Consider the following 21410-nt stretch of genomic DNA (forward strand, 5'->3'; position numbering starts at 1 on the left):
TTTATGACATTAGGTGATGGAACTTCATTTGTGCTGGATTATATTATCCCGTTTCTTGTGGTGTTGACTATTGTAGTTTTTTTTCATGAGTTGGGGCACTTTCTGGTTGCGCGGTGGCGGGGGGTTCATGTTGAAGTTTTTTCTGTCGGTTTTGGACCTGAAATCTTTGGGCGTACTGACAAGCGGGGAACACGATGGAAAGTAAGTTGGATTCCTTTAGGAGGATACGTCAAATTTTTAGGTGATGATAATGTAGCCAGTGCCCCCGATCATGAAGCCCTGGAAAATTTGTCGCCGGAACAACGTGCCCAAAGTTATCACGCGAAACCTGTAGGTTCGCGGGCAGCTATTGCAGCTGCAGGACCTATTGCCAATTTCATTTTGACGATTGTTATCTTTATAGGTCTTAATATAACTGTTGGTCAGCAGATTGTAACTCCTGTCGTAGACGAAGTATTGCCAAATAGCCCCGCCGCCGAATCCGGATTTCACTCTGGAGACCTTATCAGTACCATTGATGGTAATGAAATTGAGGCTTTTTTGGATGTTCAGCAAATTGTTTCTGTCAGCGCCGGAAAGACTCTTTCCGTTGGTGTTATTCGGAAGGGCGTACCTGTTACGTTGACTGTTGTTCCGCAATATAAAGATATAACTGATGATTTCGGCAATAGCTATCGGGTAGGGTATCTTGGTCTCTCTAACCGTGCTGATGCAGATGACATTCAGCATATACGCTACGGTCTTGTTGACGCCGTTCAAAAATCCATTGAGCAAACGGTCTTCATTCTCACTAGCACCCTTTCCTATATAGGTGATATTATTGTAGGTCAGCAACCGGCAGACCAATTGGGAGGACCATTGCGTATTGCGCAAATGTCCGGTCAGGTTGCTAGCATCGGTTTTGTGGCTTTATTGAACCTTGCGGCCGTTCTTTCTGTCAGTATCGGGTTGATAAACCTGTTTCCCGTGCCAATGCTGGATGGGGGGCATTTACTCTATTATGCTATTGAAGCCGTTCGGGGAAAACCGCTCAATGAACGTGCTCAGATAATTGGCTTCCAGTTTGGGTTAATAGCGCTGTTGGCCCTTATGATTTTTGTCACTTGGAACGATTTACAGCATCTGGATGTTATTGGCTGAAATCCCTTGGTTTCCTTGAAAGTTCATCCTGCATGGGCTAATAAGGGTAAAACAATAGGTTAGGGTAAGGGCTCCGTGAGGATGATTATAAGACAAAAGAATTTACTAAGTTTGCGCTGCGAACATACCCACGAATATAACTTTGTGGAGAGTCATCTTATAAAGGAGGTGCAACAATTGTTAAGAATGATTATGGGAGGATTGTTTGTTTTTGCCTTGATAATTTTTTTTAATATGCCTGAGACTTTATCTCAGGAAAATACGGGAGTCGGATTGTCAAAGGATACTATCTCTCAAATCATTGTTCAAGGTAACCAACGCATAGAAACAGAAACCGTCCTTTCTTATATGCAGTTCAGGGTAGGACAACGGTATAATGCGACTCTTATTGATAAATCCCTGAAGGCGCTGTTTGCAACAGGGCTTTTTGCTGACATAAATATTATCAGGCAGGGAGATTCTCTCATTGTTCAGATTACGGAAAGCCCAATTATTAACCGGGTGGCTTTTGAGGGGAATGTAGCCGTTGATGACAGCACACTGGAAAGTGAAGTGCTACTTAAGCCACGCTCTATTTTTTCACGAGCTAAAGTGCAGGATGATGTGCAAAGCCTTCTGACACATTATAGAAGATCAGGACGTTTCGCAGCGATTATTGATCCCAAAATCATCCAATTACCCCAAAATCGAGTTGATTTGGTATTTGAAATCACAGAGGGGCCAATTACAAAGGTGGGTGCTATTAATTTTGTTGGCAATAAAGTTTTTAGCGATTCAGAATTGCGATCTGAGATAGCCACCAGCGAATCGGCGTGGTGGAAGTTTTTTTCAGCTAGCGATAATTACGACCCGGATCGTTTAGCTTTTGACAGAGAACTCTTGCGGAGGTTTTACTTAAATAATGGGTACGCCGACTTTCGGGTTATATCCGCTGTTGCTGAGTTAACCCCCAGCGGCGAATTTTTCTTTATTACCTTCACTGTTGAAGAGGGGGAAGTTTATACTTTTGGTGAAGTGAGTTTTGAATCAAACATAGAGGGTTATAATCTTGAGCACCTTTATGAGCAGGTGAGTTTCCAGACTGGTGAGTTGTATGATGCTGCTAAACTTGAGGAGACGATCAACACATTGACATACAGTGCCGGAGTTGAAGGATATGCCTTCGCTGTGGTAACGCCCCGGGTTTCCCGGGATGAGAAAAACAGGATTATTAACGTTGTTTTTGAACTCGATAAGGGACGTCGGATTTATGTTGAGCGTATTAATATCAACGGAAATACCCGAACTCTTGATCGAGTAATCCGTCGTCAATTGCGGTTCGCAGAAGGAGATGCCTTTAGTCGGGTTCTTTCATCAAATTCTCAGCGCAACATAAGAAGTCTTGGGTATTTTTCTGCCGTTGAATTGAGCGAGGAACCTGGTACTGCCGAAGATCAAACCATTGTGGATATTTCCGTTCAGGAACAGTCGACAGGGCGGCTTTCATTTGGTGTTGGGGTGTCATCTGCTGATGATTTTATTTTTGATACGTCTTTATCAGAAAGAAATTTTTTAGGTCGCGGACAGATCGTTAGCTTAGGATTGAACTATGGTAGAAGGCGCCAAACTTTAGATTTTCAGTTTACGGAACCTTATTTTCTTGACCGTAATTTGAGTTTCGGTAGTAATGTTTATATAACGGAGATAGATTCCGACTCAGGGACCTCTAGTTACGATCAAAGATCATTGGGTGGAGGCTTTACGCTGGGTTTCCCTCTGACAGAACATTCCCGTTTATCTCTCAATACAAGTTATATTAACTCAAGAATTTTTAACGTAGCCAGCAACGCTTCCCTCGCTGTCCAAAACGCTACGGGATCCACAGACAGGCTGGTATTGGGATATAGCTATATTCTTGATAAGAGAGATGATCCCATCCTACCAACAAGCGGATGGGCCTTTAGTTGGAATCAAAGTTATGCTGGTTTCCTTAGCAGTATAGACTATCTGCGTCAGGATTTTGTGTTTAGGCAATATTATGAGGTATCGGAGGGGTGGATTGCCTCCCTGCGATTAACCGGCGGTTATATTGACAGCCTAACAGGAGAACCTATTCGCATAAATGATAGTTTTTTTAGGGGCGGTGTGACTTTTAGAGGCTTCCGGCGGAGTGGTGGTGTAGGGCCGAGAGATTCATTCTCTGATGATGCCGTGGGAGCCAAACTCTATAATATCAACACGATTGATGTGTCTATTCCACTCCCTCTACCTGAGGAGTTTGGTTTTAACGGTTCTGTGTTTGTTGATTTTGGCTGGGTTGGAAAAAGCGATGCTGAGAGTGTTCTAAATCAACAAGAAATAAGGGATGATTTAAAGTTTCGGGCGTCTGCTGGCACGAGTTTCTTTTGGGAGTCCCCCATAGGTCCCGTTCGGTTCGATATTGCAGAGGCTTTCATAAAGGAAGACTATGACCGAACTAGGCTTTTCCGCTTTAGCGCCGGAACTCAGTTCTAAACCATTGAAGAGTGGGGTAGTTGGGTGGCGGATAAACGTTTTTTTCTGAATACAGGTCCATATGTTCTGGAGGAAATTGCCAGAAAAATAAATGGCACATTGGATGAGACGTCTAATCCTGCACTGAAAATAAATGACGTAGCAAGTCTTGAAGCGGCAACTCCCTATGACATTAGTTTTTTGTCCAATAGCCGGAGCCGAAAATTGCTACGGATCAGTCGGGCGGGGGCTTGTATTCTTAAGGAGCAAGATAAATCAATAACACCTTCCGGTATGCATTGTATTTTTTCTGATGACCCTGCGCGATCTTTTGCTGTTATTTCAGATTTGTTTTATCCGGAGACAGATTACCACCCAAACCAGAGACATTTAAGTCCGGAATCAGGAGGATATGTAGATCCCTCGGCCATTTTGGAAGAAGGAGTTATTATTGAATCTGGCGCTGTTATTGGGGCAAATGCTATCATTGGTAAGGATACTCTGATCATGGGAAACAGCTACGTCGGGGAGAGTGTTACTTTAGGTAGGGGGTGTATCCTTTATCCTAATGTCACCGTTACTCATGCTTTTATCGGAGATCGCGTCGTTATGAAAAGCGGGGCTTGTGTTGGACAGCCCGGTTTTGGCTTTGCCATGAGCCTTGATCATCACACAAAAATCCCTCAGCTAGGCCGGGTTATCATCCAGAATGATGTTCTCATTGGAGCCAACACAACCGTTGATCGTGGAACCCTTAGCGATACTATCATTGGGGAAGGTACAAAAATTGATAATCTAGTTCATATTGGGCATAATTGTGTGCTGGGACGGCATTGTGTTATTGCCGGATGCACAGGTCTTGCCGGTAGTACCATATGTGGTGACTTTGTTGTAATGGGAGGGCAGACGGCTTCTGCCGGCCACCTTAAGGTGGGTAGTTATTCTTTTTATGCTGGGCGTAGCGGCATTATGCGCGATATGCCATCCGGGGGTCGGTATGGAGGGTTACCCGCTAAGCCCGTCAAGGAGTGGCTACGAGAGATAGGGACATTATCATCACTTGCCAAACGATCAAGGCAATCGGATGAAAATAAAGGAGGAAATTCTTGAGTAATACAAAAAAGATTGATGAAAACCCAACCGATAATCCCTCCCTTGTTACATTAGATGTTCAACGGTTGATGGCACTGCTACCTCATCGCTATCCTTTTTTTCTTCTTGATCGGGTTGAAGAAGTCAACGGAGTTGAGAGTGCTGTTGGCATTAAAAATCTAACCTTTAATGAAGAGTTTTTTCAGGGTCACTTCCCCGGTAATCCCATTATGCCTGGCGTTTTAATTGTCGAGGCTATGGCGCAAACGTCCGCGGCTATTGTCAGCCATTATTTTACTACCAAAAAAGAAACTAAGGAAGAGAAAATTGGCGTACTATTGGGTAGTATCCAATCGGTACGCTTTCGGAAACCTATTATACCAGGAGATAGACTTCAGCTTTTCGTTAAATTAAAAAGGCAACGAGGCAATGTTTGGCAATATGAAGGTAAAGCCTTAGTTGATGGAGAATTAAGAGCCGAGGCGGGTTATAGTGCCATGTTGCTTGAGGGATCATCCTTGTGAGTAAGATACACTCAACAGCTATTATTGCAGAGGGTACTTCTTTAGGAAAGGAAGTTGAGATTGGTCCTTATTGCTATGTTGGGGATGATGTTTCTCTCAGAGAGAATGTTCGTCTTCTCTCTCATGTGGTTATTGAGGGGAAAACTACAATAGGACAGGGAACGACAATTTACCCATTTTCCTCTATAGGTCACATTCCTCAAGATATAAAATATAAGGGGGAAGAGGAGAGTCGTCTTGAAATTGGCGAGCACGTAGTTATCCGCGAACATGTTACCATTAATCCGGGCACGAAAGGAGGAGGAGGGATCACGCGCATCGGTAACCATGGTTTCTTTATGGTAGGCTGCCATATAGCCCATGATTGTATTGTGGGTAATCATGTTATTATGGCCAACAATGCTGTCGTGGCGGGGCATTGTGACATTGGAGATTATGCTGTTTTTGGTGGCAAGTCCAGCATTCGCCAATTTGCCCATGTTGGCCGATATTCTTTTATAGCCGGTCATGCGGGAGTAACGGGGGATGTCATCCCATTTTGTTCTACCATGGGATACCCATCTGAATTAACAGGGCTAAACGCTATAGGGTTAAAACGGCATGACTTTGGTAAAGAGCGTATCCGTAAGATATGGAAAATCTATCAAACGCTTTTTTCTGACAAGGGTCAGTTGAGTGATAGAATTGAAGAAGTGCGCAGTAAATTTTCTGATAACCCTGATGCGGTGGAGATTTTAAATTTTATAAAAAACAGCCAGTGCCATGTTATTCAACCGCGCAAGGGTGCTTCCAGAGGTCAACCTGAAACCTGAAGGTCATGGGTGACGTTTTGGGTATAGTTGTGGGTAGTGGAAAGTTACCCATTGTCGTGGCTGAAGAAGCCCGTCGGCAGGGAAAGGCAATCTTCCCTCTTTTTTTATCTGATAATGACAAAGATTATTTTTCTCCTGTTTCCGGTGCTTCTGTAACCTCTTTGGGGATTTGGGGTGCTCTTGAAGCCGCTCGGGAGGCTCAGGTAAGTCAGCTGGTTTTTGCCGGGGGATTAAAACAGCAAAGCCTTGAAGGCGCTCTTGAGGTTGCAGGTAATGCCAAAGATAAGGACAGCATGGGTGTGTTGTCTAATCTCACGGGATATGGAGATAATGCTCTGGTGGTTGCCATTATTGAATGGCTTGAAAAAGAGTATGGATTTTCTATCCTGAGCGTGACGGATATTATAGCAGATATTGGTTCCCCGGCTGGATTATTGGGAGATATATTTCCTTCAGGGGAGAAAGTTTGGCAGGATATAATGCAGGGAGTGAGGATTGTTCAGACATTAGGAAAATTAGATATCGGGCAAGCTTGTGTTGTGCGTCAAGGTAGAACGGTTGCAGTGGAGGCTATGGGAGGCACAAACGATATGCTGAGAAATGCTGAATCTCTCAAAATATCAGATGAGAAAAAATCCGGCGTAATGGTGAAGCTGCTTAAACCGGAACAAGATCGGCGGATTGATTTACCCACTATCGGAGATGAGACGATAAAAAATGCAGCTCTTGCAGGACTTGCGGGCATTGCTGTTGAAGCGGGCGAGGTTTTAATTTTAGAGAGATCATCGGTTATAAAAGAGGCTAATGAGAAGGGGCTTTTCATTTATGGATTATCCGGGGATGAATTGAGGTTGAGTTGAATAAATCGCCATCCATCATGTTGGTGGCCGGTGAACCTTCCGGCGATTATTTAGGGGGGAGATTGATGTCCGCCTTACAAGAAGATTCACCTCAGGGTATCTCTTTTTATGGGGTGGGTGGGGGATTCATGGCTGCACAAGGGTTAAACTCATTGTTTTCCATTCAGGAGATCTCTGTTAATGGATTACAGGAAGTTATAACGCGAATACCACATTTGTTGCGCCATATAAAACAAGTAGCGGATTTTGCCATAGAGAAAAAACCTGATCTGCTTGTTATTATTGACAGTCCAGATTTTACTCACAGAGTAGCCCGTCGTGTGCGGCGCTTGGCACCGGAAATCCCCATCGTCAATTACGTTCCCCCCACAGTTTGGTTATGGCGAAAGGGCCGGGCGCGGCGCATGAGAAAATATGTTGATTTAATTCTTTCGCTTTTGCCCTTTGAGCCTCGAGTCTTTGAGCAAGAAAAGGGCCCGCCATGTATTTATACGGGTCATCCGGCGGTTGAAGTTTATATGAACGGTGATCAGGAAAGGGGGAGAGGTTTTAGGCAAAAATATAACATTTCAGACAACGAAACCATCCTTCTGTTAGCACCGGGTAGCCGCTATAATGAAATTCAGCGCTTAAATTCAGTGTTTGAGAGGACGTTATCTTTACTCAGTCAGCGTTATCCCCGTTTGCGGCCTGTTGTGTTGGCTACTGTTTCCGTTGAGCCTCAGGTGCGTGATCTTGTTTCCCGTTGGTCTGTGCCTCACGTGCTTGTTATAGAGAACAGCGAGCAAGTTGACCTTTTCAGAGCTTCGAATGTGGCTTTAGCCGCTTCGGGAACAATATCCCTTGAACTGGCTCTTGCCAATGTGCCCACGGTAATTGCTTATACGGCCGGTGTTCTTACAGGGGTTATTGTGCACTCATTACACGGTACGGGGTTTCTGAATTTAGAATATGCAAGTTTGGTGAATATCGCCTTGCAGAGAAAAATTGTACCTGAACATTTAGCGATCAGGTTGAATCCAAAAAAAATTTCCCAAAGCGTTTTAAAACTCTTAACAGACGATAACAAAAGAAATGTGGTTTTTCAAGGGTTTGCAGACTTTCAAAAACTGATGAGCGTGACCGGCTCAAGCCCAACACAAAAGGCCGCAGGCGAAATTATGGGGCTTTTAAGAGAGAAAAGTAAGAGAACAGACCTGAGCGTTTAGCGTTTACCCATAGATAAGTAATCGCGTTGCAGTGCGCCCGTATAAAGCTGGCGGGGGCGACCAATGCGCTGAGTTGGATCTTCAATCATCTCGTTCCACTGAGCGACCCATCCAACGGTTCTGGCTAATGCAAACAAGACCGTAAACATATCTTTCGGAAAGCCCATAGCTTTTAGGGTAATGCCCGAGTAGAAGTCTATGTTGGGGTAAAGCTTTTTCTCCACGAAATACTCATCCTCAAGAGCAATACGTTCTAACTCCATGGCAATATCAAGCATGGAATCGTCTTTTATCCCCAGTTCTTTAAGAACCGCGTGACATGTTTTCTGCATCACTCGTGCACGGGGGTCGTAATTTTTATATACCCGATGCCCAAATCCCATCAATCGGAAGGGATCATCCTTGTCGCGGGCACGCTTGAGGTAGCTAGGGATATTCTTAACCTCTCCAATTTCCTCCAGCATATTAAGGACAGCTTCATTAGCTCCTCCATGAGCCGGTCCCCACAAACAGGCGATACCGGCTGCCATACAGGCAAAGGGGTTGGCACCCGATGAACCAGCCAAACGCACCGTAGAGGTTGAAGCATTTTGCTCGTGGTCGGCGTGAAGAATAAAAATTTTGTCCATAGCATCAGCTAAGACCGAACTAATCTTGTATTCTTCTGCCGGTACGGAAAAGCACATGTTTAGGAAGTTAGAAGCATAGTCCAGATCGTTACGGGGATAAACAAACGGCTGACCGATAGAATATTTATAAGCCATGGCAGCGATTGTCGGGATTTTGGCAATCAAACGTCGACTGGCCACCATGCGTTGATGGGGATCTGCAATGTCGGTTGAATCATGATAGAAAGCTGAGAGTGCTCCCACAATGCCGACCATAATTGCCATAGGATGAGCATCGCGTCTAAAGCCGGTGAAAAATCGTTGCAACTGTTCATGCACCATCGTATGTTTGACGATGGCACCTTCAAAATCACTTAGTTCAGCCTTATTAGGCAATTCGCCATAAAGCAACAGATAGCAGGTTTCAATAAAACTTCCACTCTCGGCTAATTGCTCAATGGGATACCCGCGATAGAGCAGTATGCCTTCATCGCCGTCAATGTAAGTAATATTGGACCGACAACTCGCCGTTGACATAAAACCCGGATCATACGTAAAGTGGTCACTGTTGTTATAAAGTGCCGCCACATCAACAACCCCCGGCCCAATCGTTCCCTCATAAACAGGCAAGTCATAGTTCGTTCCCTTCAGAGATAAGGCGGCACTTCCGGCAGTTTTTCCATTTTTTTTCTCGGTCATAACGTTGCTTTCGCTTTGGGATACGATCCTGCGTACCATAGCACAATGTACTACACTTTGCCAAACCTGTTAGAGGTTTCAGCAGGGTTTAGTTTCTACGATATTTCTATAATTGTGTAGAATAGTGTCCTGTCCCTCTTTTAATTAACCGGATGTTATTGACGGGAGATCAGGGTGATAGAAGAAAAACTTGAAGAGTTTATCAATGACAATTCTATACTTTATCATATGATTGGAAATGACTCTTGGCCTTCAATTAAAAATGAAGATTTATTTAACACGAGCGCGCTACTCGATACGCACGGTATTACCGGGGAGAAAAGAAAATTGAAGAGCAACGTCGTTTAGAAAGCTTTGAGATTAAATAGGGTGTGGTGATAAGAGATCAAGGTCTTACGTGTGATAAAGGTCTCAAGAGACTACTACTTAAGCGTATTACAGCTGCTTACTGGTATAGGATACTGAACGGTAAAGTTTTCTTTTTTTATAAAAAATGGAGCTACGTGTACTAGCTTCAGCAGAAGCCTATAAGAATAAGTCACATACTGTCCTTGAAGTATGCACACTCTGTTTAATCAAAGCACATCGCGGTGAAATATGTCTTTGTCCTATGAATAGTGAACCTACAAGACGAGGAGGTCACCCAAGAGGCTACAGCATTTTTTTAGGAATTTCTTATTACCCATATGGAGTTCGGGCGGCAGAATTAACTGTTGACCATGAGGTTCGTTATATTGAGCGGTATGTTGTAGATGTTATGAAAATACACGTTAAGGAGAAACAAGAGAGAAAAATAATCTTATACGAAGCGGACAAAAATCATGATGTTGATATTTTCAGCAACCATAGTTTGTGCTTCCAGCAATGATTCCCGTCAAATTTTTCCATAGGTAGAATTGTATGTGTAGCCATGCGGTGATTATTCAAACTGAAATCCTATTCAGGGGGTTTTCGCTTTAATTTAACCGCTAATCTGATCCTGTAACCGCGCCAGAGTTTCGCTTTTTCCTAACGCCCGTAAAACGTCAAAAATACCCGGTGAGATGCTACTACCTGTCAGAGCGGCGCGCAGAGGTTGAGCAATTTTTCCCAATCCTATGTCATGAGTTTCGGCATAATCGCGGATAGTTTTATTAAGAGCCTCCGGCGTCCAGTCTTGCAGGGTTGATAGGCGCTCGGCAATATCCTGCAAGTGAGGTTTTGTACCCTCATTAATGAGTGTATCAGCCTTAGCATCAAGAACAAGAGGGCGCTCGGCAAATAGAAATGCAACGCCATCTGCTAACTCTACCACTGTGCTTGTACGTTCTTTCAAGGCTGGTAGGAGAGATCTAACCTGTTCTTCACGGTCGGAACTAAATACCTCATAGCGCTCTTGCAACAGGGGAGTAAGCACTCTCATCAACAGAGTATCATCGCCGATTCGTATGTAATGGCCATTGAGGTTTTTCAGTTTATTCTTGTCAAACCGTGCCGGAGAGCGTCCCACCTTATCCAAGGTGAACCACTCTATGGCCTGATCCGTGGAAAAAATCTCGTCATTTCCATGGCTCCACCCAAGACGGTTTAGATAATTGCGAAGAGTTTCAGGTAAATACCCCTGTTTGCAATAGCTTTCCAGGCCCAGAGCGCCATGACGTTTGGATAATTTTGCACCATCAACCCCGTGAATAAGAGGAATATGGGCAAAGGTGGGGGTAATCCAGTTAAGAGCTTTATAAAGTCTCAGTTGACGTAAGGCGTTGGTTAAATGGTCGTCCCCACGAATAACATGACTTACGGCCATATCATGGTCATCAACAACAACCGATAACATATAGGTAGGAGAGCCATCACTACGTAAGAGAATGAAATCATCCAGTGCGGCTGCAGGAACTGTTACTGTGCCCTGCACAAGGTCTTGCAAGGTTGTTTTTCCCGCTTGTGGCATGCGGATACGCAGTACGGGCTTTATATCGGTGGAGGTAGAGGGGGTTTTTTCGAGATTCCGACATCGTCCATCGTAGCGGATAGGCTTTCCCTCACGCTTCGCCTTTTCGCGCATTTCTGTCAAAGTTTCAGGTGTGCAGTAGCAGTGATAGGCTTCACCACTCTCTAAAAGGCCATTGGCAATCTGAGTATGGCGCTCTCTACGGGAATACTGAAAAACTGGCTCTTCGTCCCAGTCCAATTCCAGCCAACGCAAGCCATCGAGAATGGCAGATACCGCTTCATCTGTAGAGCGGTCACGATCCGTATCTTCAATACGCAAAAGAAACTTTCCTCTATAATGGCGGGCATAAAGCCAGTTAAACAAAGCCGTGCGTGCGCCACCGATATGTAAATATCCTGATGGGGAAGGAGCAAAACGAGTGATTACTTGTTGCGCTGCCATATTTGTTTCTTAATGCCAAAATAATAAATATTACAAAGCACTTTTGCAGCAATTTTGATAAAACGGTTAAGCAAAAGAGCACAAGAGGGAATAAGGCATGCAACTAAGCACGCCAGAGAACGAAGAATATAAATCAAAAATCTTGCCGAGGCTATGGTTATCAATTTCCGTTGCTATGTGGCGTATCTTTGGAGTGTTTCTCATTGAAAGGGTGTGGGGGATTCTGGAAAAAGAAAGAGAGCAGTGGTTTTTGTGGATTCCCATTTTGATGGGGGTTGGCATAAGCGTCTATTTTCTGTGGCCAACGGAGCCGACTCTTGTTGCTTATGGGGTGCTTGTTATCGTTTTTTTGTTTTGCCTGCCCGGATTATGGGCCAAGCCGTGGGTATTTCTGCTATCAGCATCTGTTCTCGCTGTCAGCGCTGGTTTTCTGGCTGCCGGGCATAGGGCATATCAGGTTCAAGCACCAGTCTTACAGGCGTCAATGAAAGGCGTTGAGGTGGAGGGCAGGATTATATCTCTTGAGTATCAAGAAAACGGAAAAGGTGCCCGCTGGATTCTCGAACCCTCATACATTGAGACTTTACCTATTGATGCTCTACCTCATCGGATTAGATTGCGCTCTCATACCATGCCGGAACATTTTATGCCGGGAGACAGCATTTGGGCGCGAGCGCTTTTGAACCCTCTACCCGGGCCGGTTGAACCCGGAGCATATCATTATGGCCGGCGTTTGTGGTTTGAGCAGAATGGGGCAACGGGGGTGACATTCGGTCCACCTTACCCTCTCCGTGCACAAGTAAAATCAGATGTTATGACAGCAGTGCATGCCATACGCGTGGATATAACCAAGCGTATTCAGGCTGTTCTGGATAATCCGGAAGGGGGGATAGCCTCTGCCCTTATCACAGGTCATAGAGAGGCTATTCCAAAGCAAGCTGAACAAGCATTGCGAGATTCCGGTCTGGCGCACATTCTGGCTATTTCTGGACTTCATGTGGCCATGGTAAGTGGTCTTTTATTCTGGCTCATGCGTTGGCTTCTCTTAAGACTACCGTCGGTAGCGCTCCGTTTACCGGTACGTAAATGGGCGGCGGGGGCGGCTCTTGCGGGGGCTTTATTCTATTTAGTTATTTCCGGCGCTTCTATTGCCACTCAACGTGCCTCTATCATGATTGCGATTATGACGATTGCGGTTATGCTGGACAGGCCCGCTCTGACAATGCGCAATATTGCCATTGCCGCCATACTTGTTCTTCTTGTTCAACCGGAGAGTTTGCTGGAGGCTGGATTTCAAATGTCCTTTGCGGCCACAATGGCACTTATCGCCGTTTATGAGGGGAGAGGGGATAGAATAGAAAGCTGGTTCTCCGGTAAGCAAGCCGGATTGATAAAAACCGGCAGTCGATATGCTGCTACCCTTGTACTTACCAGTCTAATTGCTGGAACGGCGACGGGTCTTTTTGCTGCCTACCATTTTAACCGATTTGCCGTTTATGGTTTAATAGCTAATTTGCTGGCTGTACCCTTGTTGGGAGCCATCGTTATGCCTCTGGTTCTTTTATCTGTGGCACTGATGCCCTTGGGACTCGAAGCCTATCCTCTTCATGGTGCGGGCATGGCTATTAATAGCATTGTGTGGTTCGGAAGAGAGATCGCTTCATGGCTTGGTGCCATACACCACATGCCATCCGGTGCACCATGGACTCTTGCTCTTTTGGCTATTGGCGGGGGCTGGTTATGCCTATGGCATTATTCATGGCGATGGTGGGGAGTGCTGCCTATTATTGTAGCGGTTGTATTACCTTTATTTGAGGCGCGTCCCGATATTCTTATTGACCGGCAGGGTCGTACCGTTGGTTTGCTCCATGAGGGGCTTAGATATTCAGCGCGTCCACGCCGGGGAACCTATGCTGTGGGAATCTGGCGAAAGCGAGACGGTTCACCGCTAAAACCTGCCAATCTTGCTCAATCATCACCATGGCAGTGTACGGATGAGGAATGTTCTGCCGAACTGGCTGATGGGCGTACTGTTGTGCTGGCCGAAACTCTCATTTCCCTTGATCGACAATGTCAACAAGCGGATATTGTTATCACACCGCTTTCTGTTGAAACGCCATGCCCTTCAGCTGATCTGTTTATCAGAGGTCGTGATCTGGAGTCCCATGGAGCCCATGGAATCTATCTGGAGAAAGATGGCTTGCACACACAAAGATTGTCCCGGAACACACGTCAACGCCCTTGGGGACCTTAAAACCTCTGAGGCATCAATAATGCCTCATAAGGTTAACCATCTTACCTTGAATCTTGACTCGCTCAGGGCTGAAAATACGAGTCTCATAGGCAGGATTTGCCGGTTCTAAGGCCAGAGTAGTCCCTTTGCGGCGTAATCTTTTAAGGGTCGCTTCTTCATCATCAATGAAAGCAACGACAATATCGCCATTGTTAACCGTTTCGGTACGTTTAATGATAATCGTATCGCCATCTAAAATGCCCGCATTAATCATGGAATCACCTTTTACTTCAAGGGCGTAATGCTCCCCTGACCCAAGGGCATCGGCAGGCATTTCCACAGACCCCATATTTTGTTGTATAACCTCAACAGGTGTGCCGGCAGCGATACGTCCCATGATTTGTACTTCTACGATAGGCGCTGTTGAAGAAGTTGACGGGAAAGACCCCTGAACAATATCGTCTCTTGAAACGTCATGGGCTGACGTCCCATGTGCTGAAGCGTCACGATCGTCAGATGTTGATTTTGAGGCGGCAGCGACCGGAAGTCTCAAAACCTCCAAGGCGCGGGCGCGATAGGGTAGGCGTCGCAAAAACCCGCGTGCCTCCAGAGCCTTAATAAGGCGGTGAATGCCAGATTTTGAGCGTAGCTGAAGAGCTTCCCTCATCTCATCAAAGGAAGGGGAAACACCGCGCTCCCTGATTCGTTCGTTGATAAACATAAGCAATTCATGCTGCTTGGGTGTAAGCATAGACTTTATCCCTATAGAAAACAGGACCAAAACAAGAACTTTGATGTTCTAGTTTGGTTTCCCTCTAAGGTCAAGCCATAATGTGCAAAGCTGCCATGAGCGTTTCATAATTTATCCGGAGGAGCGTACCATTCTCCGGATTTTCCGCCAGATTTATGGCGTACATGCAATTCCTCAATATAAGCCCCCCGGTCTATGGCCTTAATCATGTCATATATGGTAAGGCACGCCACACTAACGGCGGTGAGAGCCTCCATTTCAACGCCGGTGCGACCGGTAATCTTAACGCACGCTACAACCTCGATCCCGCTTACCTCCTTATTGGAAGTAAAATTGACAGTAACACCAGATAGAGACAGGGGATGACACAAAGGTATCAAATCACTGGTACGTTTGGCCGCCATAATACCAGCCAGACGGGCTACTCCTAAAACATCACCTTTTCTTGCCCGACCTTCCAATACCATATCCAGCGCCTCTGATGACATAATGATGCGCCCAGCCGCCGTGGCTTGACGCATGCTCTCCAGCTTATCGGTGATATTTACCATGACAGCGTTACCGGCCTCATCTATGTGAGAGAGTTTCTTTATGTCCATCTTACTACTCATGAGAACATGACAAAAGCATGTGGGTGGCGGCTTCAATATCATCAGCGCGCATCAGGCTCTCTCCTACCAAAAATCCATGAGCACCACACGCCATAAGGCGGTCTATATCGTTCGGCCTTTTGATGCCACTTTCAGATACCAAAAGACGGTCCGTTGGGGCTGAGGGAGCCAGCCGCTCCGTAACGGCAATGTCTGTTACAAAAGTCTTGAGATTACGGTTATTAATACCGATAACTGCGTTTGTTAAATTAAGAGCGCGGGTCAATTCTGGTTCATCATGAACTTCCGCCAGAACTGCCATGCCCCACTTAGAGGCTTCATCGTATAAAAGCCTGGCCTTATCATCGCTAATCATAGCCATAATGATAAGGACACAGTCTGCCCCAAGAGCACGGGACTCAACAATCTGATAGGGGTCAAGCATGAAATCCTTGCGCAAGACAGGTAATGATGTGGCGCCACGGGCCTGTTTTAAAAAATCAGGAGACCCTTGAAAAGAGGGAGTATCAGTCAAGACCGAAAGGCAAGAGGCCCCTCCCGCTTCGTAGGCACGGGCAATGGTCGTCGGATTAAAATCTTCACGAATGATGCCTGCTGTTGGACTAGCTTTTTTGATTTCAGCAATCAGCGCTACTTTTTTTTCATCCACGGCCTTCAGTAATGCCTCACGGAAGGGACGCACCGGAGGCGCTTGCCTTGCCACATCTCTCAGACTTTTCAGTGGGAATGATTGTTTGGCGTAGGCAATTTCTTCACGTTTATAATCGGTAATTTTGTCCAATATAGCTGCCACAAAATGCCTATCCGTTCGTGAGTTTGATTAAATCATCAAGGCGGGTGAGGGCGGCTCCCGTATCAATAGCTTCACCTGCCATGGCAACGCCCTGACTGAGTGTTTCGGCTTTGTCCGCTACAATCAAGGCCGCTGCCGCATTCAACAGCACGATATCACGATAGGGACTTTTTTTACCCTTAAGCAAAGCCCGCAAAGCTATAGCATTCTCTTCAGGGGTGCCACCCCGTAAAGATTCAGATGTTGCAAGGGGTAGTCCTGCCTCTTCAGGATTTACGGTAAAACTCTGCACCGTACCATCCTTAAGTTCTGCTACATGGCTAGGGCCGGTGGTTGTCAATTCGTCCAGCCCGTCACTGCCATGCACCACCCAGACACGTTCAGTACCTAAATTTTTCAAAACATAAGCTAATGGTTCTACCCATTGAGCATCAAATACACCTAATAGCTGCCGCCGTGCTCCTGACGGATTGGATAAAGGCCCCAGCAGATTAAAAATTGTCCTAAACCCGAGAGCTCCTCGAACAGGTCCCACATATTTCATGGCTGTATGATGAGTGGGCGCAAACATAAATCCAATACCAGCGTCGCTGATGCATTTACTAATGTGCTCAGGTGTTATATCCAGCTTGATGCCGAGCTTCTCCAGAACCTCAGAAGAGCCTGATCGCGACGTAAGCGCCCGATTGCCATGTTTGGCAACCGGAATCCCGCAAGCCGCAACAATAAAAGATACCGCTGCTGAACTGTTATATGTACCTGATCCATCGCCGCCTGTACCGCAACAATCCAAAGAATTGATGGGGGCCTCTACAGGCACGGCCTTTGCTCGCATAATTTGAGCACCGGCGGTTATTTCTTCAACGCTTTCTCCACGCATCCGTAAAGCTGTCAGAAAAGCAGCAACCTGCTCTGGAGCAACACCACCCGACATGATGGCTCCAAAAATCTCCACCGCTTCTTCGCAAGTGAAAAGAATCCCCTCGGTAGCCTTGATAAGGAAAGGTTTTATATCCTGTTTTGGGGCATCAGTCATGGCGGGTGGGTATCACTTGCAAAAAATTACGGAGAATATCGTGACCATGGTGAGAGGCAATACTTTCCGGATGAAACTGAACGCCATAAACCGGAAAACTGTTATGGCGAAGCCCCATAATAACACCATCATCACTGTGAGCGGTAACGCTTAAGCAATCGGGGAGGGGGTCAGACTCAACCATAAGAGAGTGATAGCGGGTAGCTTCAAAAGGCCCGCTTAAGTCAGCAAACAAACCTTCGCCGTTGTGATAGATGGGGCTGGTTTTGCCATGCATCAGCGTGGGGGCACGAACAATACGGCCTCCAAAGGCCTGACCGATGGCCTCGTGCCCTAAACAGACTCCTAAAAGCGGAATACGAGGCGCTGCCTGACGCACTAACTCAAGACAGATACCGGCTTTATCAGGATCGCACGGACCGGGAGAAAGAATAATGCCCTCAGGGGATTTAGCGAACACGTCTTCAACGCTGATTGTATCATTGCGATGCACTTCTATGCGAGCACCCAACTCACCGAGAAAGTGATAGAGATTGTAAGTAAAACTGTCGTAATTATCAATCAGGACCAACATAGGAGTGTCCCTTTAACATTGCATTAGCGTTTTATTGCCCCCGCCTTGCACAGGAAGCAAAACGGACGGCTTCTTCTGCTGCCCTAAATAAGGCTTTGGCTTTGTTGACTGTCTCTTGATATTCTTCTTCGGGATTTGAATCCGCAACGATTCCACCACCGGCTTGTACGTGCATGGTGTTATCTTTAATGACTGCTGTACGCAAGGCAATGCAGGTATCCATATCTCCGGAAGCAGAGAAATAACCTACACATCCGGCATATATGCCGCGCTTTTCCATTTCCAGTTCATCGATAATTTCCATAGCCCGGATTTTAGGTGCCCCTGAGACGGTTCCCGCCGGAAAACCTGCAATCAAAGCAGAAATCGCATCATAAGAGGGTGCCAGTGTGCCTTCTACATTAGAGACAATATGAATAAGGTGCGAGGTATATTCCAGAGAAAATTGTTCTGTTGTCTTTACACTACCTATGCTACTGACACGGCCTGTATCGTTGCGGCCTAAGTCAAGCAACATAAGATGCTCTGCACGCTCTTTGGGGTTGGCAAGCAATTCGGCACCGATTTTTTTATCCTCTTTGCGGTTATTACCGCGTGTACGAGTACCGGCTAAAGGCCGGATGGTCACTTTGCCGTTGCGTACCCGAACCAATATCTCCGGGCTTGAGCCCACCACGGAGAAGTCTCCAAAGTTAAGAAAATACAAAAAAGGGGAAGGGTTGATACGCCTCAAAGCCCGATAGAGATAAAAAGGTGGTAGGTCAAAGGATGTGGTAAAGCGCTGACTCAGAACGACCTGAAAAACATCACCTTGAGTGATATAATCTTTAGCTTGTTTGACGGCGGCAATGTAGTCGTCATGGGAAATATTAGATACGGGCGTGGGTAGGTTTTTAGGCAAAGGCGTCTCAATAGAAGGGGGGTGGCCCTGCTCTAACTTATCAATGATTTCGGAAAGTCGCTCCTCGGCACGCACATAAGCCGCTTGTGCCATAACATCGGCTTCAGCCCGCACAGGGGTTACAATAGTGATACTGTCAGTTACTGAATCAAACACCGCCACAATAGTCGGACGCAAGAATAATCCATCCGGCACTCCCAGAGGATCGGGCTTGTCAACAGGCAAATGCTCCATCAGGCGCACCGTGTCATAGGCCATATACCCAAAAACGCCTGCCGCCATAGGGGGTAAATGGTCGGGTAAGTCCAAGCGAGCATCATCCAAAAATGATCTCAGCGATGTTAAAGCATCCTCATCACATGGTTTGAACGCATCAGCCTCATGCAAAGCATTGCGATTAATCTCTGCCTTGTTGCCATGAGTCCGCCAAATAGCATCAGGAGTCAGACCAATAATAGAATAACGGTCACGAATGTTGCCTCCCTCTACAGACTCCAACAGAAAGCAATTCTCTTGCCCTGACGATAGTTTCAACATAGCTGAAACCGGCGTTTCAAGATCAGCTACGCATGAAACCCATAATACCTGCGGTTTGCCGGTGTCCCAAATTTCCTTAAATGTATCAAAATCCGGCAACATCAAAATTTATACTCAAGTCCTTGGTTAAGACCTTAGAATAGGCCGCCTGCAGGAGCTATGCTCCCCGGTGGTGGCCCCAAAGGTTCACCGGATAATACCCGTTCTAAAACAGTCTGATTGATGCTAACACCCACCTCATCACGGCTACCGGCAATATAATCGGCCAGCATATCAATAGATATATTATACTTTAATTGATCTTCAATCTCAGCTAAGGCCTCCCCCTCAACAGCCTCTGTGGGTATCATAACATCGTGGGTGCGGAGCACAAATACCGTGCCCTTTGCATTATTAATGCCCCAGTTGAACTCCCCCTGGGGGGTTTCAAACAATATCTGTAAAGCCTCAGACGTAAAATCATTGTTAGGAGCATCTCGTTCCATAGCCTCCGTTGTTTTTACCGTAAGATTATAGCCCTCAGCGATCCGCTCAAAACTTTCACCATCATTGCCACGTCTTACAAGTTTTTCCGCCCACTCTTCAAGAGAGCGTTGCACGAAATTCTCTCTATACAGAACCTCCAACTCAGTGCGCACTTTTTCATCTTCAAAAGGTCGTACGTCTTCCGGACTTATAGACACAATATCTATCCAGTAAAAACCACCATCGTCCGTATCCCCCGGCAAAGATTCTTCACCCACATCCAACTCAAAGGCCAAGGGCAACAAACCTGTGATGTTCGGAAAATCCGTTATCCTGTTGCCATCAAGATCTGTTTGATCTTCTGTGATTTCAGGAATATGAATAATAGAAAAACCAAATACTTTCGTGGCCTCTTCCAAAGATTCCCCTGCACCTCGGCTATCTTCAATTAAATCACGAACACCATATATCTCATCAAGAGTGCGCTCATTGACAATACTATCCCGAATGTCATCCCTTTCTTCCTCAAAATGGCTCTCTTGAGCGGATGCAATCTCTCTTAACCTAGGTAAGACAGCACCAAGAGGGGTTTTGACAGGCTCTTTTGAAATTTCTCCCACTCCAAGAGCAAAAACCGTTTCGGCCAGTTCATTCCCCAAGATTTCATCTTGGCTGAGAAGCCCGCTATCAATATCTGCCAACGTAAAACCGCGTTCTGTCACAAGAGTGTCGTAATCCACCTCTTCGTTATCAATTCTGACTATTGCTACTTGTGCCTGCTCTTTATCAGAAAAAGTCAGTCGATCAAAGGCCCTGCGTTCAGGTATATCTAGAAGTGATTTGCGGTTTTTATATTCTTCTTGAAGTTCTTCCTCTGTAGGCTCCTTGATAATGCTTCTTATGTCTTCCGTATTTAGCACAAGAATATCCAATGCGCGTACTTCAGGGCTTATAAAACGACTCTCCTTAACATCATCATAAAGAATACGCAATTGCGCCTCGTCAGGAACATCAGGAGAAGGGATGGCAGAAGACGACAGTTCAATATAATCCGCCACCCGTATTTCATTGGCGTAGCGATAAATCGTATCCGCCATAGAAGCAGGAGCTATTATACCGGCAGTAAGAGCCTGCACCAACTGGCGAGAGGCCATTAAGCGACGTTGCTCATCCACATAGGTTGCTTCCGTAGAACTACTGTTGCGCATGACATGGTCAAAGATTGTCCGTTCAAACTCACCCGATGCTCCCACAAACCTGCCATCCTTTTTAATTTTCTCTACAATTACATCATTAGGAATACTCAAGCCTAAATCATGGGCTGACTCATTAAGGAGTGCCTGTTGAATTAAATTGTTTAAGACTTCGCGGCCAAGACCTCCCGAGCGGGCCTCTTCCAGAGTAATCGGTCGTCCTTCAAATTGAGAGAAAGTGTATAGGTTATTCCTCAGGGTTGTCTGAAAGGTGGAAGCCGGAATTTCTTCTCCTCCAACTTCTGCTAGAATCGGGTCATAGTCAGGTTGAAAAATGTCCGCAATGCCCCAGATAGCAAAGCTTAAAGCAATAACACCTATGAATAGGCGAATAATCCATTTGGTGACAATTTCACGCAAAGATTTCAACATAATGGTAATTCTACAAGCAGTAAGAAAAATGGGGCTGTGCGATAATATGAGGTGTGTGTTAACACTTCAAGTGTACCTAAGTGAATAGAGTCGGA

Annotated in this window: 19 protein-coding genes; 10 read left to right on the forward strand and 9 right to left on the reverse strand. The window is 45.8% G+C overall.

The window, feature by feature from the left end:
- Positions 1-3: 3 nt before the first annotated feature.
- The 7 genes from rseP (at position 4) to lpxB (ending at position 8108) form a co-directional block, all read left to right on the forward strand.
- The gene (rseP, locus tag V6Z81_01090; GenBank protein MEG9861091.1) at positions 4-1140 is read left to right on the forward strand and encodes an RIP metalloprotease RseP; all 1137 of its coding nucleotides are present in this window, start codon (positions 4-6) and stop codon (positions 1138-1140) included.
- Positions 1141-1326: 186 nt separating this feature from the next.
- Positions 1327-3633, forward strand: a complete 2307-nt coding sequence (gene bamA / locus V6Z81_01095) for an outer membrane protein assembly factor BamA (protein MEG9861092.1) — start codon at positions 1327-1329, stop codon at positions 3631-3633.
- A gap of 24 nt (positions 3634-3657) precedes the next feature.
- Positions 3658-4722: a UDP-3-O-(3-hydroxymyristoyl)glucosamine N-acyltransferase gene (gene lpxD, locus V6Z81_01100; GenBank protein MEG9861093.1), complete on the forward strand. Its 1065-nt coding sequence runs from the start codon at positions 3658-3660 to the stop codon at positions 4720-4722.
- On the forward strand, positions 4719-5228 hold the full coding sequence (gene fabZ, locus V6Z81_01105) for a 3-hydroxyacyl-ACP dehydratase FabZ (protein ID MEG9861094.1): 510 nt from the start codon (positions 4719-4721) through the stop codon (positions 5226-5228). The genes lpxD and fabZ overlap by 4 nt, the downstream gene beginning before the upstream one ends.
- On the forward strand, positions 5225-6040 hold the full coding sequence (gene lpxA / locus V6Z81_01110) for an acyl-ACP--UDP-N-acetylglucosamine O-acyltransferase (protein ID MEG9861095.1): 816 nt from the start codon (positions 5225-5227) through the stop codon (positions 6038-6040). The genes fabZ and lpxA overlap by 4 nt, the downstream gene beginning before the upstream one ends.
- A gap of 5 nt (positions 6041-6045) precedes the next feature.
- A complete protein-coding gene (gene lpxI / locus V6Z81_01115; protein MEG9861096.1) occupies positions 6046-6900 on the forward strand; it encodes a UDP-2,3-diacylglucosamine diphosphatase LpxI in 855 nt (284 codons plus the stop codon).
- A complete protein-coding gene (gene lpxB, locus V6Z81_01120; protein MEG9861097.1) occupies positions 6897-8108 on the forward strand; it encodes a lipid-A-disaccharide synthase in 1212 nt (403 codons plus the stop codon). Before lpxI ends, lpxB begins: the two co-directional genes overlap by 4 nt.
- Here lpxB and gltA read toward each other — a convergent pair.
- Positions 8105-9415, reverse strand: coding sequence for a citrate synthase (gene gltA, locus V6Z81_01125; GenBank protein ID MEG9861098.1), 1311 nt, complete (start codon positions 9413-9415; stop codon positions 8105-8107). The two genes, lpxB and gltA, sit on opposite strands and share 4 nt — an antisense overlap.
- A 174-nt stretch (positions 9416-9589) precedes the next feature.
- On the opposite strand from gltA, the gene V6Z81_01130 reads away from it, so the two are divergent.
- On the forward strand, positions 9590-9763 hold the full coding sequence (locus V6Z81_01130) for a hypothetical protein (GenBank protein MEG9861099.1): 174 nt from the start codon (positions 9590-9592) through the stop codon (positions 9761-9763).
- Between the two features lie 262 nt (positions 9764-10025).
- Entirely contained in the window at positions 10026-10283 is a 258-nt protein-coding gene (locus V6Z81_01135) for a hypothetical protein (protein ID MEG9861100.1), read from the forward strand.
- Between the two features lie 93 nt (positions 10284-10376).
- Here the strand turns inward: V6Z81_01135 and gltX are convergent, their stop codons facing one another.
- The gene (gene gltX / locus V6Z81_01140) at positions 10377-11789 is read right to left on the reverse strand and encodes a glutamate--tRNA ligase (protein ID MEG9861101.1); all 1413 of its coding nucleotides are present in this window, start codon (positions 11787-11789) and stop codon (positions 10377-10379) included.
- A 97-nt stretch (positions 11790-11886) separates the two neighbouring features.
- On the opposite strand from gltX, the gene V6Z81_01145 reads away from it, so the two are divergent.
- Entirely contained in the window at positions 11887-14043 is a 2157-nt protein-coding gene (locus V6Z81_01145; protein ID MEG9861102.1) for a ComEC/Rec2 family competence protein, read from the forward strand.
- A gap of 13 nt (positions 14044-14056) precedes the next feature.
- Here V6Z81_01145 and lexA read toward each other — a convergent pair whose 3' ends face one another.
- The 7 genes from lexA to V6Z81_01180 form a co-directional block, all read right to left on the reverse strand.
- The gene (lexA, locus tag V6Z81_01150) at positions 14057-14773 is read right to left on the reverse strand and encodes a transcriptional repressor LexA (protein ID MEG9861103.1); all 717 of its coding nucleotides are present in this window, start codon (positions 14771-14773) and stop codon (positions 14057-14059) included.
- A gap of 104 nt (positions 14774-14877) precedes the next feature.
- Positions 14878-15366 carry a cyclic pyranopterin monophosphate synthase MoaC gene (gene moaC, locus V6Z81_01155; protein MEG9861104.1) on the reverse strand — a complete coding sequence of 163 codons (489 nt, stop codon included), beginning with the start codon at positions 15364-15366 and terminating at the stop codon, positions 14878-14880.
- A 10-nt stretch (positions 15367-15376) separates the two neighbouring features.
- Positions 15377-16177, reverse strand: coding sequence for an indole-3-glycerol phosphate synthase TrpC (gene trpC, locus V6Z81_01160; protein ID MEG9861105.1), 801 nt, complete (start codon positions 16175-16177; stop codon positions 15377-15379).
- A 7-nt stretch (positions 16178-16184) separates the two neighbouring features.
- Complete coding sequence (gene trpD / locus V6Z81_01165) at positions 16185-17213, reverse strand: anthranilate phosphoribosyltransferase (protein MEG9861106.1); 1029 nt, start codon at positions 17211-17213, stop codon at positions 16185-16187.
- A complete protein-coding gene (locus V6Z81_01170; protein ID MEG9861107.1) occupies positions 17206-17787 on the reverse strand; it encodes an aminodeoxychorismate/anthranilate synthase component II in 582 nt (193 codons plus the stop codon). The genes trpD and V6Z81_01170 overlap by 8 nt, the downstream gene beginning before the upstream one ends.
- A 31-nt stretch (positions 17788-17818) precedes the next feature.
- Entirely contained in the window at positions 17819-19327 is a 1509-nt protein-coding gene (gene trpE / locus V6Z81_01175) for an anthranilate synthase component I (GenBank protein ID MEG9861108.1), read from the reverse strand.
- Positions 19328-19359: 32 nt separating this feature from the next.
- Entirely contained in the window at positions 19360-21315 is a 1956-nt protein-coding gene (locus V6Z81_01180; protein MEG9861109.1) for a SurA N-terminal domain-containing protein, read from the reverse strand.
- Positions 21316-21410: the final 95 nt, after the last annotated feature.

It is taken from the genome of Parvularculales bacterium, from assembly GCA_036881865.1.
Lineage (GTDB): Bacteria > Pseudomonadota > Alphaproteobacteria > JAPOUT01 > JBAJNM01 > JBAJNM01.

Coding starts and splice junctions, on each gene's coding strand:
- rseP (MEG9861091.1), top strand. CDS start 4: ATGACATTAGGTGATGGAACTTCATTTGTGCTGGATTATATTATCCCG.
- bamA (MEG9861092.1), top strand. CDS start 1,327: ATGATTATGGGAGGATTGTTTGTTTTTGCCTTGATAATTTTTTTTAAT.
- lpxI (MEG9861096.1), top strand. CDS start 6,046: ATGGGTGACGTTTTGGGTATAGTTGTGGGTAGTGGAAAGTTACCCATT.
- gltA (MEG9861098.1), bottom strand. CDS start 9,415: ATGACCGAGAAAAAAAATGGAAAAACTGCCGGAAGTGCCGCCTTATCT.
- V6Z81_01135 (MEG9861100.1), top strand. CDS start 10,026: ATGAATAGTGAACCTACAAGACGAGGAGGTCACCCAAGAGGCTACAGC.
- gltX (MEG9861101.1), bottom strand. CDS start 11,789: ATGGCAGCGCAACAAGTAATCACTCGTTTTGCTCCTTCCCCATCAGGA.
- V6Z81_01145 (MEG9861102.1), top strand. CDS start 11,887: ATGCAACTAAGCACGCCAGAGAACGAAGAATATAAATCAAAAATCTTG.
- lexA (MEG9861103.1), bottom strand. CDS start 14,773: ATGCTTACACCCAAGCAGCATGAATTGCTTATGTTTATCAACGAACGA.
- trpD (MEG9861106.1), bottom strand. CDS start 17,213: ATGACTGATGCCCCAAAACAGGATATAAAACCTTTCCTTATCAAGGCT.
- V6Z81_01170 (MEG9861107.1), bottom strand. CDS start 17,787: ATGTTGGTCCTGATTGATAATTACGACAGTTTTACTTACAATCTCTAT.
- trpE (MEG9861108.1), bottom strand. CDS start 19,327: ATGTTGCCGGATTTTGATACATTTAAGGAAATTTGGGACACCGGCAAA.
- V6Z81_01180 (MEG9861109.1), bottom strand. CDS start 21,315: ATGTTGAAATCTTTGCGTGAAATTGTCACCAAATGGATTATTCGCCTA.